Annotated in this window: 11 protein-coding genes; all 11 read right to left on the bottom strand. The window is 61.0% G+C overall.

The genetic code is table 11. The annotated features are described in order from the left end of the window. Positions 1-60 precede the first annotated feature (60 nt). The gene (locus tag RHM56_RS12320; RefSeq protein ID WP_322241503.1) at positions 61-1,167 is read right to left on the bottom strand and encodes a nitronate monooxygenase; all 1,107 of its coding nucleotides are present in this window, start codon (positions 1,165-1,167) and stop codon (positions 61-63) included. Then, positions 1,164-2,069 carry an enoyl-CoA hydratase gene (locus tag RHM56_RS12325; RefSeq protein ID WP_322241504.1) on the bottom strand — a complete coding sequence of 302 codons (906 nt, stop codon included), beginning with the start codon at positions 2,067-2,069 and terminating at the stop codon, positions 1,164-1,166. Before RHM56_RS12325 ends, RHM56_RS12320 begins: the two co-directional genes overlap by 4 nt. A gap of 15 nt (positions 2,070-2,084) precedes the next feature. Beyond that, complete coding sequence (locus tag RHM56_RS12330) at positions 2,085-2,882, bottom strand: ketoacid CoA transferase (RefSeq protein WP_322241506.1); 798 nt, start codon at positions 2,880-2,882, stop codon at positions 2,085-2,087. An 11-nt stretch (positions 2,883-2,893) separates the two neighbouring features. Next, positions 2,894-3,769: a CoA transferase subunit A gene (locus RHM56_RS12335; protein WP_322241507.1), complete on the bottom strand. Its 876-nt coding sequence runs from the start codon at positions 3,767-3,769 to the stop codon at positions 2,894-2,896. Between the two features lie 10 nt (positions 3,770-3,779). Continuing rightward, the gene (locus tag RHM56_RS12340; RefSeq protein WP_322241508.1) at positions 3,780-4,670 is read right to left on the bottom strand and encodes a VOC family protein; all 891 of its coding nucleotides are present in this window, start codon (positions 4,668-4,670) and stop codon (positions 3,780-3,782) included. Positions 4,671-4,856: 186 nt separating this feature from the next. After that, positions 4,857-5,792 carry an OB-fold domain-containing protein gene (locus tag RHM56_RS12345; RefSeq protein ID WP_322241509.1) on the bottom strand — a complete coding sequence of 312 codons (936 nt, stop codon included), beginning with the start codon at positions 5,790-5,792 and terminating at the stop codon, positions 4,857-4,859. Between the two features lie 5 nt (positions 5,793-5,797). Beyond that, on the bottom strand, positions 5,798-7,009 hold the full coding sequence (locus RHM56_RS12350; protein WP_322241510.1) for a thiolase family protein: 1,212 nt from the start codon (positions 7,007-7,009) through the stop codon (positions 5,798-5,800). 138 nt (positions 7,010-7,147) lie between these two features. Further along, positions 7,148-8,809, bottom strand: coding sequence for a DUF1302 domain-containing protein (locus RHM56_RS12355; protein WP_322241511.1), 1,662 nt, complete (start codon positions 8,807-8,809; stop codon positions 7,148-7,150). Between the two features lie 81 nt (positions 8,810-8,890). After that, the gene (locus RHM56_RS12360) at positions 8,891-9,976 is read right to left on the bottom strand and encodes an MBL fold metallo-hydrolase (RefSeq protein WP_322241512.1); all 1,086 of its coding nucleotides are present in this window, start codon (positions 9,974-9,976) and stop codon (positions 8,891-8,893) included. Beyond that, a complete protein-coding gene (locus RHM56_RS12365; protein WP_322241513.1) occupies positions 9,969-11,831 on the bottom strand; it encodes a long-chain-acyl-CoA synthetase in 1,863 nt (620 codons plus the stop codon). The genes RHM56_RS12360 and RHM56_RS12365 overlap by 8 nt, the downstream gene beginning before the upstream one ends. Beyond that, positions 11,828-12,901, bottom strand: coding sequence for an alkene reductase (locus RHM56_RS12370; RefSeq protein WP_322241514.1), 1,074 nt, complete (start codon positions 12,899-12,901; stop codon positions 11,828-11,830). The genes RHM56_RS12365 and RHM56_RS12370 overlap by 4 nt, the downstream gene beginning before the upstream one ends. Between the last annotated feature and the right edge of the window lie 3 nt (positions 12,902-12,904).

A 12,904-nucleotide genomic window follows, 5' to 3' on the forward strand; every position in this document is an offset into this window, starting at 1 on the left:
CGGATTTAACAGGACACGTTTTGTATCCAGATAAGAGTGGTTACAACATTTAAAGCATTTTCACAGGCTCGCTGCCGGCTCGGTCTGGCAGCGCGTGGCGCCGTAGCGTGCACTCACTGCAAGCAAACAGCGCTCGGCCTCTTGCACGATCTCATCGATCAACTGCTGGCAGCTCTTGATCTCACCAATGGCCGCTGCCACTTGGCCGCTGGGCAAGATGCCTTCATCGGGGACGCCATCGACCATCGAGCGCTGCAACAGCACCGGCTGATTGGCCGCCATCACGGTTTGTGACAAGGCGCCGGGGTCTTCCTTCACCGATTGCGCAAACACGCTGAGCATATGCCCAAGGCTCATTCCGGTGTGCTGCTTCCAGTGCCAGGCGCTGCCCAGGGCAATGCGCAGACGCCCAAAGGCGCTGGCCTTTTCCAGGCGATTGATAAAGGGGTTTTCGATCATGCGGTGACGCATGCCATCCACCGCTGTGGTGACCCGGATTTGCTGTGGGTCGCTGACCTTGACGTAGTGTTTCAAGGTGGCGAGCGGCGTTGGCGACTCCCGACTCATCAGAAACCGCGTTCCCATGGCAATCCCGGCGGCGCCCGTGGCCAGCGCCCCGGCCAGGCCGCGTCCGGTGGAATAACCACCAGCGGCTATCACTGGCACCTGCACCGCATCCAGCACTTGCGGCAAGAGAATCGTGCTCGGCACGCCACCGGTATGACCACCGCCCTCACCGCCCTGCACGGTGATCATGTCGGCGCCCAGCTCAACCGCCTTGATCGCATGCTTGACCGCGCCCACGGTCGGGATGCACAGCACCCCGGCCTTCTTGAAGCGCTCAATGGTCTGGCGATCCGGGCCGCGTCCATAACTGACGGCCCGCAGGCGGTACTCAATGGCCAGGTCCACGCACTGTGCGGCGTTCTCCTGGAACATATGGAAGTTGAGCCCGAAGTTGCTGCCACCGGTGGCTTCAATCACCCGCAGAATCTCGGCTTCCAGCTGATCGGCAGCAATGGTTGCCCCGGCCAGAAAGCCGAAAGCGCCCGCCCGGGTGCTGGCAATCACCAGATTGGCATCCGCCACCCAACCCATCGCGGTTTGCACGATGGGATAGCGGCAGCCCAGCGCATCGGTCAGCGCGGTTTGCAAATGGCCACTCATCCGCGTTCTCCCGCAGCCGTTTTATTGGCCTCGATCATCGCCTTGGCGTCGTAGCCGCCGAGCTTATCGTCGGACAGCAACTCGTTATGGCTATGGGCAAAGTGATGCCAGGCAAATACCGCGTCCATGGCACTGCGTTTGCCCTGTAAATCCTCGACGTGATTGATTGCCTGCTTGGTCAACGCCAGTCCCATGCGCGGCTGCTTGGCGATGGCCGCTGCCAGTGCGTAAGTGCCGGCTTGTAGTTCCTCTCGCGCAAACAGGCGATTGACCATGCCCATTTGATACGCCCGCTCGGCGTTCATGCGGTCGCCGGTAAACAGGAATTCCTTGGCGATTCGCGGGTTCAGCTCGTAAGGGTGGGCAAAGTATTCCACCCCCGGAATGCCCATGCGCACTACCGGATCTTGAAAGAACGCATCGTCGCTGGCCACGATCAAATCGCAGACCCAGGCCAGCATCAAGCCACCGGCAATGCACGCGCCCTGCACCATGGCAATGGTCGGCTTGGGCAGTTCGCGCCAACGCCGACACATGCCCAGATACACTTCTTGCTCGCGGGCGTACAGGTATTCACCGCCCGGCTTGTTGGTGTGATCCCACCACAGACTCGCTCGGTCGAACGACTTGTTGATGTCGCGCCCCGGTGTGCCAATGTCATGCCCGGCCGAGAAGTGCTTGCCGTTGCCGCACAGCACGATGACTTTGACCGCATCGTCATTCACCGCGCGACGCAACGCGTCGTCCAGGGCATAGGTCATCTGCGAGTTCTGCGCGTTGTTCACCGTGGGCCGGTTCATGGTCACGGTGGCAATACCCTCGGCCACGGTGTACAGCACCGGTTCTTCGGTCTCATACACAGCGGCATCAACCCGCTGCACAAATTCGCTGTCGCTGCTCATGTGAGTTCCTTGCCTTCAGGCTTGACGAATGCCGGGCGGGTTGCCCTTGAGTGCAGTGGCGCGATAATCATGCGGATCAAGGCGACGGATCACCGCCAGTTGCTCCTGGGTCGGGGCTACGGTTTGCTTGAGGTCGGCGGCTTTGAGCAACGGGAAGCCGGTTTTTTCTTGCACTTCTTCGAAGCTCACGCCGGGGTGCAGCGAACGCACCTGCACCGCGCGATCCGGCCCGCCGAAGTCCATCACGCACAGGTCGGTGACGATCAGCCGAATGTCCATCAGGTCGCGGCGCATGCCCTCTTCCCAGCGCTCAGGTTTGAAACCCACGCCCGAGACCATGTCCACTTCGCCCGAAACAAACGCTCGGGTGTTGTGGTTCGGGACAAAAAACGAGTTGATGTGGTTGATGCTGTTACCCGGCAAACCACGCACCCCGAGCATCGCCACTTTGGGCTTTTGATAATCACCAATGCACGACAGGTTGGTCTGGCCCCAGCGGTCAATCTGGGTCGGGCCGATCATGGCGTGACGACGACCGCCCCACACGCACTCAAACACCCGCTCGAATGACAAATAACCGGCATAGCGCGGCACGTAATCGCCGCGCGGGCCCAACGGAATCGGTTCTTCGACCAAAAACGCTTCGCTGTCGGTCATCAACAGCTCAGGGCTGTGGCTCAATTTGGCCAGGCTGGCACCCAGGCGCGGGATCACGCCCAGGCCTGAAGCAACCACTTCGCCGTTATCGCGCCAGGCCTCGCAGGCGGCCACGATCAACAGTTCAGCCAAGGTAAATTCGCACGTAGCAGTCATGTTCATACTCCTTAAAACACAGGCAGCGGCAGAGCGCCCAGCCGTTCGGCACCGCCATTACTGGCCACGTAGGCGCTTTCGCCCGGGGTTACGAATTCGGCCATATAGCCTTGCCAGCCGCCTTCTTCAGCGGCGCTTGCGCTGTAGCGTTTGAGGTGGCTCATGTCCCAGCCGTAGTCGGATGGGCACGACGTCGGGTGGGCGCCAAACGGTGCATGCACCACACCGCTGACCAAGTAACGCTCAAAGGTGTTGAAGCGGGCTTGTTCGGCATCCAGGCTCAGGCGATCTTCGATGCGCTCACACGACACAAAGCATTGCTGCGCGGCACGGGCGTACAAATGATCGAAATAGGGATCGGGGCCTGTCACCAGCGTGTTGCCCAAACGATCAGCCACGTTGACGTGCAAGAACGCGACATCAAGGTTCAGCGCGGGCATGGCCAGCAACACTTCACCGTCGTCATACGGCGACTGCACGGTTTTGATGGCCGGGTTCAGACGGCTGACATCGGTGGCCAACCCGCAACGGGTCGGCAAAAACGGCAGGCGCATACCGGCGGCGCGCAGGCCCCATTGCAGCATCCCTTCGTCCAGTTCCATCAGTTCCAGCTCACCGGCCTCGCGGGCCTTGCGGAAATAGGCTTCGAGCGGGATGGCATCGAGGGTCGCAAAGCCAAACACCAGCTTTTTGACCTTGCCTGCGGCGCACAGCATGCCGACTTCCGGGCCGCCGTAAGCAACCACCGTCAGGTCCTTGACGTCCGAGCGCAGGATCTCGCGCACGATCGCCATTGGCTTGCGCCGTGGCCCCCAGCCGCCGAAGCCGATGGTCATGCCATCACGCAATTGGCCGACCACGTCCGCCGTTGTCATTTGCTTGTTCATTAAGTGCTCCTTACTGCTGACCGACCGAGAAGTCGTGGCCCCACAGACTGACTCGGGTGAATTCAAAAGCGCTGTGGTCTTGCCAATCCACCAGCAAGCCGCCGTAGCCGTACTCCAGGTCAAAACCTGAAGGGGTTTTCATGTAGAACGAGGTCATCTGGTCGTTCAGATGCTGGCCCAGCGTGGCGGACAGCGGCACGTTGTGTGCGATGCGCCGGTCGTGGGCGCGTCCGACTTCGGTCATCGACTCGACTTCGACCATCACGTGCACACAGCCTGACGGCACCGGGTATTCGGCCAGTGCCAGGCTGTGGTGGCGGCTGTTTTTGCAGTGCAAAAAGTGGATACGAATCGGTGGCGCTGACGGGTCCGGACGGAAGTTGAAGATGTCCGACAGTTCAAAGCCCAGTACATCTTTGGCAAACGCCAGGGTGGCATCGAAATGTGGCGCAGGCAGCACGGTGTGGCCCAGGCCCATGTCGCCGGTGACAAAACCCGGCACGCCCTGCGGCGAAACGAAAGGCTGGCAATCGGAGCGATGGCCCCAGCTCAGCTCGTGGTGGTTACCCGACGGATCAGTGACATGCAGCAGGGCTTGCACTCCACGCTGATCGCATTGCTCGGGGGTGCCGAGGTGCCAGTTCACATCGGCTTGATCGAGGGTTTCGATAGCGGCATCAAAGGCCTTTTCGTTGGCCAGTTCCCAGCCGGAGGCCAGGTAACGCGACTCGCCGCCGGGGACCACCAGCATGCGAAACGGGCGCTCGTCCATCTTCACGTACAACCCGCCAGAGGGGGCTGTAGCGACCATCATCCCGAGTACGTCTTCGGCATAACGCTGCCACTGGACCGGGTCGCTGGACTCTGCAACGAAGTAGCTCAAACCACGAATGTCGATCATGCCTGCTCCTCAATGCCTGTATTTATTGGCTGAGGGCAGTATGGGAAGTCAGGAGGCGGGACTCATCGTCCGTTGAGACTAAAGGGCGAAGCTTAAATAAAAAGCAGTAGGAGCGAGCTGCCTCGCGATCTTTTAAAGATCAAAAGATCGCGAGGCAAGCTCGCTCCTACAGGTCCGTGGTGTGAGTTACATATACAAAATCACCAGCTCATTGATCACGGACGGGCGCTCATTGCCCAGTACGTGGGTGTTGAGCTCCAGGGTCAGTTGGGTGCCGCTTTTGACCCGTTCCACACGCTTGACCCGTGCCCGCGCATGAATCGTCGACCCGGCCGGTACCGGCGCCGGGAAGCGCAATCGATCCGAACCGTAATTGACCATGTTGCTGAATCCGGTGATTTCATAACCCAGTTGCAGCTGCATGCGCGATTGCAGAATCTGCACCAGCGCGCCGTGGGCAATGGTGCCGCCAAACGGGCTTTGCTTGCGCGCTCGCTCAGGGTCGGTGTGAATCCAGTAATCGTCCCCCGACAAGTGAGCGAATGCGTCAATCAACGCCTGATCGACCACCACTTGATTGCTCCACGGGCTGAATGTGTCGCTCACCAGCGACTGTAAGGCCGCCTCGTCATCCAATGAAATCTGCCGCACCGGCACGGCTTCGATCACGGGTGGCTGCTCAACCATTAGCTTTTTCAACTGCGCAGGGTCTTTGTCCAGCCCGGTAAAGCGCAGCAGGCGCGTGCCCTTGGCATCGACCTCGGCAAAGACCGGCTGCAAGCGCATGCCAATTTTTACTTCAGATTCGTCAAGGCCCACCAGGTTGCTATTGATGCGTACCCCTTGATCCAGTTCGATCACCGCCAGTAGTTGCGGCATTTCATCGGCAAAGTCCGGCAAGGTCGGGATGCGCGTCACGGTGAAGCTGTACAGACTCGCCCCGCCGCTGACTTCACGCCAGGTCAGCGCGTGGGCAAAACACTGCGGGCAATGCCGACGCGGGTAAAACACCCAGTCACTGCACTGGTTGCATTGCTGAATCAGCAGGCGTTCCGCTTTCAAGCCTTCCCAGAACGGTGCAGAAATCTCGGTCGGGACCGGCATTGGTTTGTTATTCGACATTGGATTTATGCTCCCTGAAGTATCAACGCGCCCTGCTCACTCATCACCCCACCGGTGCCTGAGACGTACACCGTGTCGCAACGCGAAAGCTGTCGCTCACCCGCGGCTCCGGCGATTTGGGTCACGGCTTCGATGACTTGTGACATGCCGCCCGCCGCGCCCGCCTGACCAAAGCTCAGTTGGCCACCGTGGGTGTTCATCGGGAAGTCGCCACGCCAGGTCAGGTCGTGCTCGCGCACAAAGCTCATGCCTTCACCCTTGCCACAGAAACCGGCGTCTTCCAGGGTCAGCAAGGCAGTGATGGTGTAGCAGTCGTAGATCTGTGCGGCATCCACATCGCTGGGCTTGAGCCCGGCCATGTTGAATGCCCGTTGCGACGCAGGACCAATCGGCGTGTGCACCATGTCGGCAGCATACGACGGTGATTTGAAGGCCAGGTGCTCGCCAAAGCCGGTGATGTAGGACGGACGCTTGCGCGCACGGGCGGCGACTTCTTTGGAGGCGATAATCAGTGCCGCGCCACCGGCCACCGGCATGACGATTTCCAGGACATGCAGCGGGTCAGCCACTTTTTTGCTGGCCAGTACTTGCTCGATGGTCAACGGCTGGCCATAGAACATGGCTTGCGGGTTGTACTGGGCATTGGTGCGCTGATCGACGGCGATTTTCGCCAGCGCCCGCGGGTCGTAGCCAAATTGCGCGGCGTAACGCTGAGCGATCATGGCGTAACCGGTGTTCTGGCCCATGTGGCCGTAGGGCAAGTCGAACTCGGCCTCGGGGGCGCCAAACGCAGTGCTGTGACCGCCAAAGCGCATGGCCCGGGCCATCCAGCTCGGGTCTTCGTCCGGCCCCATGGGCGCCATGCGCGCTGGCAAAACGCAGAGTACGGCCTGGCACAAGCCCAGCTCAATGGCCGCCGCAGCGCGCCAGACCATTCCCACCGAGGTACAACCGCCAAGGTCGACGACCTCGGCAAAGTTAAGGCGCAAGCCCAGGTATTCAGCCGCCATAGCGGGCACGAATACCGAGGCTTCATGAAAGTGCGGACCGTTGATGACCAGCCCGTCGAGATCAGACGCTTGCAGGCCTGCATCACGCAACGCCTGCGCGGCCAGGTCTGCCACCTGTTCCAGATGGAACATACGGGGGGCCGTGGCATATTTTTCAGGTGTGTACTGTGCGCTGCCGACAATGGCCGCGTGACCTTTAAGACCCATGTGGTTTTCTCTCTCTAAAAATGTGAACCCAATCTCCTGTGGGAGCTGGCTTGCCTGCGATGGCATTGGCGCCTGATTGCTGACACATCGCGTCGCCTGTATCGCTGGCAAGCCAGCTCCCACGTGGTTTGTGCAAGGCTAGAAGGTGTATTTCATCGAGAACGTGGCGTAGTCACGATCTGCCAGCGGGCGGTAGATCGGGTCCGGCGAGCCCAGGTACGCGATGTATTTGAACGACATCTCCAGGTTGCTCAGGTACTTGAATGTGGTGCCCGCGCTCAGACGGCGGTCCCCGGCAACCCCGGCAATGGTCCCGGACATCGGCGCCGCACCGCTGAACACGTTGGAAAAGGTGAATGGAACCTCAAGGTCCCAGCCGGTAAACACCCCCGGATAACTGAACGAGGCGCCCACGGTATAGGCGCTGGCTGAACGGGTTTTCCAGGCCGTCGAGGTTTTGTAGGTGTAGTCATTCGACGGCTGAATCGCACCCGCGTACGGCGGGGCGATGGGCAACCCGAGCAAGTTTGGTGCGCCCGAGACGTCATCCACATCGTCCACACGGACGGTGACAATCTCGCCGGTCAGGGTGGTCTGACTGGCCCATGGGCGGTCGCCAAGAATGCGCATGGCCGAGAACTGCAATTGCTGGCCCTTGCCACGCGTCGGCACCGGGCCCAAGCCGGTGTTGACCATCACTGGTGCACCATCGCGGTACGACCACTCACCCCCGAGCTGGTATTCGCCCAGTTTGGTGGTGGCACTGATCCCCGTCAGTTTGATGTCTTCAAAGTACTTAACCTTGTAGCCGTTGGTGGTGTACGCGTACTGGCCGTTACCCAAAGACAGCGGCGTGTAGCCAACCAGCGCGGTGGCCGGGTTTTTGTCGTGGTACACCACATGGAACAGCGACAGCTCAATGTCGGTGATCGGACGGAAGCGGATTTGCGCACCCCACTGGCCACTGTTGCGCGGCTCGTCAGTGCCTTGGTAGAGAATCTTCGAGCCATTGGCGCCGAGAATGAACTCACGCCCCGGCCCAATCACGTCAGACGTCGACAAGTAACTGCCCACTGGCGGCAGTTCGGTCCCCTTCCACTCGTACTGCACATATCCGCCGAGGGTGATTTGCGGGTTGATCCGGTAAGACGCCGAGAACTGCCCGACCGGCAGCAGCACTTCCTTGACCTCAACCCCCGGCTGCGCTGCTTTGACTGCATCGGATGGGTTTTGCACGCCGTTGACGCCCGGGTAGTACAGGCTTTCGCCCCACGACTCGATGTGCCGACCGGCTTTCACGTCGAGCATCGTGTCGTTGTCAAAACGCCAGCCGCCAAACACGTAAGCGTCGAGCAAACGGGTACGGCCACCACTGAAGTAGCGCGTGTCGCTGCTGAATTCGTCGTTACTCCCGTATTTGTTGACGGTCGAGGGCGAATCGTTGTCGTTGCCGCGGTGGTACACGTCGTCGTAGAAGGTACTGGCCCGTACCACTGCGCCATAGTTGTCCTTGCGCAGGATCATCTCGCCCAGCGCGCCCACCCGGTTGGTGGTCAGGCTGTGCTGGTCAAAGTTGCGATTCGGGTCATCGACGTTGATGCCCATCAGCCGGTCGCTGGGTTTACCCAGGCGCATGCCGATCCCGTAACTGGTGGTAACCGACCAGTCAATGGTGGTGCCGTCAGAGAACTCGATGGTATCGCCTGCCCACAACGGGCTGGATACCAGTGCCACAGCGACTGCCAGACCCGTGGCCTGGAAGGTGTGCGCAGGACATTTATTGTTGTTTTTATTGATCACTCTGCCTCTCCTGATGTGCGACCCGGTGGCCGCCTCGATGGGTTCAAGCGTCATTGCGTTGTGTGGCGCATGCAGCCCGACTCAAATCAACTCAAGCGGGTTGAACTTCGCGACTCCTGTCGGGGCTGTCCGATAGCGGTGCAGCCCTCCTTGCTCCTCACGAACGAGCGCCCCCTCGGCCATGAGGTAGTTGGCATGGGCCAACGTTTCGCCAACGGCCATCAGTTCGTCAAAACGCCCTGACAGCTTTTTAAACAGCACCGCCATCATCTCCAGCGCCGTGCGCGGCTCTGCGCAGGCATCGAGCAACTGCTGCAAATGAGCACGATGGTGGTCTCGCAGTTGATCCAGGCGCAGGTGCAAATTGAAGAACGGTCGTTCATGGGCAGGCAGCACCAGCACGGTGTCGGGGATCACCCGCAGCCGTTCGATAGAGTCCAGCCAGTCGTGCAGCGGATTCGCCGCGGGTTCGGTCACGTACACCGCAATGGTTGAGGTAATGCGTGGCAACACCTGGTCGCCCGAAATCAGCAAGCCGTCATCCGCCGCGTACAGGCACGCGTGCTCCGGCGAGTGACCGTTACCCATCACCACCTGCCAGCGCCGACCGCCAATGATCAGTTCGCTGCCATGGCGCAAACGGACAAACCCGGCAGGCGACTGCGGCCTGAAGTGTTCGCCCTGAATCAGTGGCAGCAGCGAGGTTGCGCGCTCGGCAGTGAACCCGGCCTTCAGGTAAAAATCGAGAAACGCCCAGTCCGGCGTCGCCGCCATCGGCGGGCCGTGGTGCAGCGCGTCAAACTCGCCCAAGGTCATCAGCAGCGGGCAACGAAAGCGCTCCGTCAGCCACCCGCTGACGCCAGCGTGATCGCTGTGAAAGTGCGTGCAAATCACCGCTTTGAGCGGCAAACCGGCGAACACGTCGACAAAGACCTGTTCCCAGACCGCCCGGCACTGATCGCTGTTGAGGCCGGTGTCCACCGCCACCCAGCCGTCGCCATGACGCAGCAAATACAGATTGATATGGTCCAGCCCGAACGGCAGTGGCATGCGCAGCCACAGCACGCCCTCGGCCACCTCTTGCACCTGCCCGTTGGCCGGTGCTTGCGGCCAGGGGTAACGCAGGCCGTCGCGCCATTCATGCCCTTGAGCGTCGAGGTCACTCATGGCCATTGCTCGCAAACGGTGGCAGCCCGGTACGGGCCAGCACCTGCAAGGAATACGGCTGGTAGGTACGGGTGCTTTCATCGCGCACAAACAGCGGGTCATCAAACAACTGCGGCGCGTAACCCTGACGCTGCAAATCGACCTTGCGCAGTTTGAAGGTGCTGGTCAGGTCGGCGGCCGCCGACACCCGCACAAACATCGGTGCGGCGTAACGCGGCAAGCGCGCTTCGGTCAGTTCATAAAAGGCCTGCGGGTCAAACACCTGCCCGGCCTGCATCAGCACCGCTGCCATCCCGATCCGGCCTTCGTGCTCCGGCACTTGCACGCCATACACGTTGATCAGTTCAAGCCCCGGCAGGTCACTCAGGGTATCGGCCACTTCCAGGGTCGAGACGTTTTCACTCTTCCAGCGAAAGGTGTCGCCAATTCGGTCGACAAAATAGAAGTAGCCGTCGTCGTCATAGCGCAGCAGATCGCCCGAACTCCAATAGGCGTCGCCCTGTTCAAAGACATTGCGGCGGATCTTGCTTTGCGTGGCCTCGGCGCTGGTGTAACCCTCAAAACGCCCGCCGCCAATCTGCGGGTGATTGATGATGAAACCCATCGCTTCGCCCACTTCGCCTGGCTCGCAGCGCTGATAGAAGCCGTTTTCATCCCTCGGATGGCTGTCCGTTTCAACGTCGTAACGCACCAGTCGCAGGTTGGTCCGATTCCAGTCCGGCACCCGGCCACACGAGCCGATGTAGTTGTCGACGTTGATCAGGTTGGCATTGGACTCTGTAGAGCCCCAGCCCTCAAACACGCGCACCGGGCCAAAACGATCCAGCCAGCGCTGCCACGATTCCGGCGTCAGGCCCGCGCCGAGCATGTAGCGCAAGCTGTGCTCGCGCTCACCGGCCACCACTGGCTGGTTGAGCAGGTAACGGCAGATTTCGCCGATGTACTGAAACGCCGTGATGTTATAGCGGCGTATGTCCGGCCAGAACTCGCGCACGCTGAACTTGCGGCGCACCACAATACTGGCGCCGACGCGCAAGGCCGTGGACGTTACCGAGGTAGCGGCCGCGCCGTGGTACAGCGGCAGGCAGCAATAAAACACGTCATCGCAGGTGGCGCCCAAGGTGACTTCCATCACATCCCCCGACGACATCCAGCGCATATGGCTGTAGCGCGCCGCTTTTGGCAGGCCAGTGGTGCCCGAGGTAAAGATCAGCAGCGTGGTGGTTTCGGCAGTAATTGCGGCCCGCACTTCCCGTGGGAACGCGGTGTCCGGTACGCGGGCCATGTGCGCGCCGAGGGTCTGGTCGACGCTCGCCGGGAGCGTTCCGGAAAACCGATTTTCCGGGTCTTCGATCAGCCACAGCGGCACATCCGGCAGGCCTTCAGTGGCAAGCACATTGCTCAGGCACTCCTCGCCCAGCACAATCGCCTTGGCGGCGGTAGAAACGAGCGCATGGGTCAGCGGCTTGCCACTGACCTGGGTATTGATGAACGCCACCACGGCGCCGAGTTTGACCAGACCAAACCAAGTGAAGAAAAACTGCGGTCGGTTTTCCATGGCAATTGCACACACATCGCCGGGGCGCAGGCCTTTGTCGTAAAACACCTGGGCCATGCGATTGGCCTGGGCATCGACGTGGGCGTAACTGAAAGACTGACCGCCATAGATCAAAAAGCTGCGCTCGGGATACGTCATCGCCTGTGCTTCAAGCCGATCGGCCAAGGTGTACAGATCGCCAGGTTTGATCTGTGCACTGGCGACCGAACGCAGGTTGAGCAGCGCCTGGGTGTGCTCACGCGGCACTGGTTGTTGTTTGCCGAGCGTATCGGGGGTTATTTGCGACATATCGTTCATGCGTTCACCGCCTCGCACAGCGGGTAATCGCTGTAGCCTTCAGGGCCTGGGGAGTACAGGGTTTTACGGTCGAATCGGTCCAGCGGCAGGCCGTGGCGCAAGCGCTCGACCAGGTCCGGGTTGGCAATAAAGTGCCGCGCAAATGACACCGCGTCGCCCTGCCCGGCTTGCAACGCCGCCTCGGCACTGGCGCCGTCAAAGCCGTCATTCAAAATCAGCCCGCTGCTGCAATGGCGCTGCGCCAGGGCGAAGGCGTCCAGCTCGGCCAAAGGCGAGCGCATGATGTGGACGTAGGCCAGGTTCAGTGGCTCGGCAGCCCGGCACAACGCCTCGGCGGTGGCCAGCGGGTCAGCGTCGCTGATGTCATTGAACGGGTTGCCCGGACACAGGCGCAGGCCAACCCGCCCGGCACCAATGGCGGCAGCCATGGCGGCCAGCACGTGCGCCGGGAAGCGCACGCGGTTTTCAACGCTGCCACCGTAAGCGTCGTCGCGCAGGTTGCTGCCCGATGCCATGAATTGCATCGGCAGATAGCCGCTGGTGCAGTGCAGCTCAACCCCGTCAAAGCCTGCTTCGCGGGCGTTCAATGCGGCTTGTCGATAGTCCTCAATCACCAAGGCAATGTCTTGCAACGACAGTGCTTGCGGTTCGTCGGTATCGACCATGCCTGCGGCATCGGTGTACAGCTGGGTGCATGCCCGCAGCGCCGACGGGGCAACAGTCGCGGCGCCTGCCGGTTTGTTGTACACGCTGGCCGCACGGCCTACGTGCATCAGTTGCAGCACGATCAGCCCGCCCTCGGCGTGTACCGCTTCGGTCACGGTTTTCCAGGCAGCTATCTGTTCGGCGTTATAAATCGCCGGAGTGCGGCAATAGCCCAGACCGCTGGCGGAGGGCGCGGTGCCTTCGGCGACGATCAGACCTGCCGAGGCACGCTGGCGGTAATACTCGACCATGTGCGGGGTGGGTACGCCGTGTTGATCGGCACGGCTGCGGGTCATCGGGGCCATGACAATCCGATTGGCCAGTTGCAGCTCACCCAGGCGCACGGGTTCAAACAAAATGCTCATAGT

The organism is Pseudomonas sp. CCC3.1 (assembly GCF_034347405.1).
GTDB lineage: Bacteria > Pseudomonadota > Gammaproteobacteria > Pseudomonadales > Pseudomonadaceae > Aquipseudomonas.

Bases quoted from the DNA above. Each gene is read 5' to 3' on its own strand.
- RHM56_RS12320 (WP_322241503.1), bottom strand. From the start codon at position 1,167: ATGAGTGGCCATTTGCAAACCGCGCTGACCGATGCGCTGGGCTGCCGC.
- RHM56_RS12325 (WP_322241504.1), bottom strand. From the start codon at position 2,069: ATGAGCAGCGACAGCGAATTTGTGCAGCGGGTTGATGCCGCTGTGTAT.
- RHM56_RS12330 (WP_322241506.1), bottom strand. From the start codon at position 2,882: ATGACTGCTACGTGCGAATTTACCTTGGCTGAACTGTTGATCGTGGCC.
- RHM56_RS12335 (WP_322241507.1), bottom strand. From the start codon at position 3,769: ATGAACAAGCAAATGACAACGGCGGACGTGGTCGGCCAATTGCGTGAT.
- RHM56_RS12340 (WP_322241508.1), bottom strand. From the start codon at position 4,670: ATGATCGACATTCGTGGTTTGAGCTACTTCGTTGCAGAGTCCAGCGAC.
- RHM56_RS12345 (WP_322241509.1), bottom strand. From the start codon at position 5,792: ATGTCGAATAACAAACCAATGCCGGTCCCGACCGAGATTTCTGCACCG.
- RHM56_RS12350 (WP_322241510.1), bottom strand. From the start codon at position 7,009: ATGGGTCTTAAAGGTCACGCGGCCATTGTCGGCAGCGCACAGTACACA.
- RHM56_RS12360 (WP_322241512.1), bottom strand. From the start codon at position 9,976: ATGAGTGACCTCGACGCTCAAGGGCATGAATGGCGCGACGGCCTGCGT.
- RHM56_RS12365 (WP_322241513.1), bottom strand. From the start codon at position 11,831: ATGAACGATATGTCGCAAATAACCCCCGATACGCTCGGCAAACAACAA.
- RHM56_RS12370 (WP_322241514.1), bottom strand. From the start codon at position 12,901: ATGAGCATTTTGTTTGAACCCGTGCGCCTGGGTGAGCTGCAACTGGCC.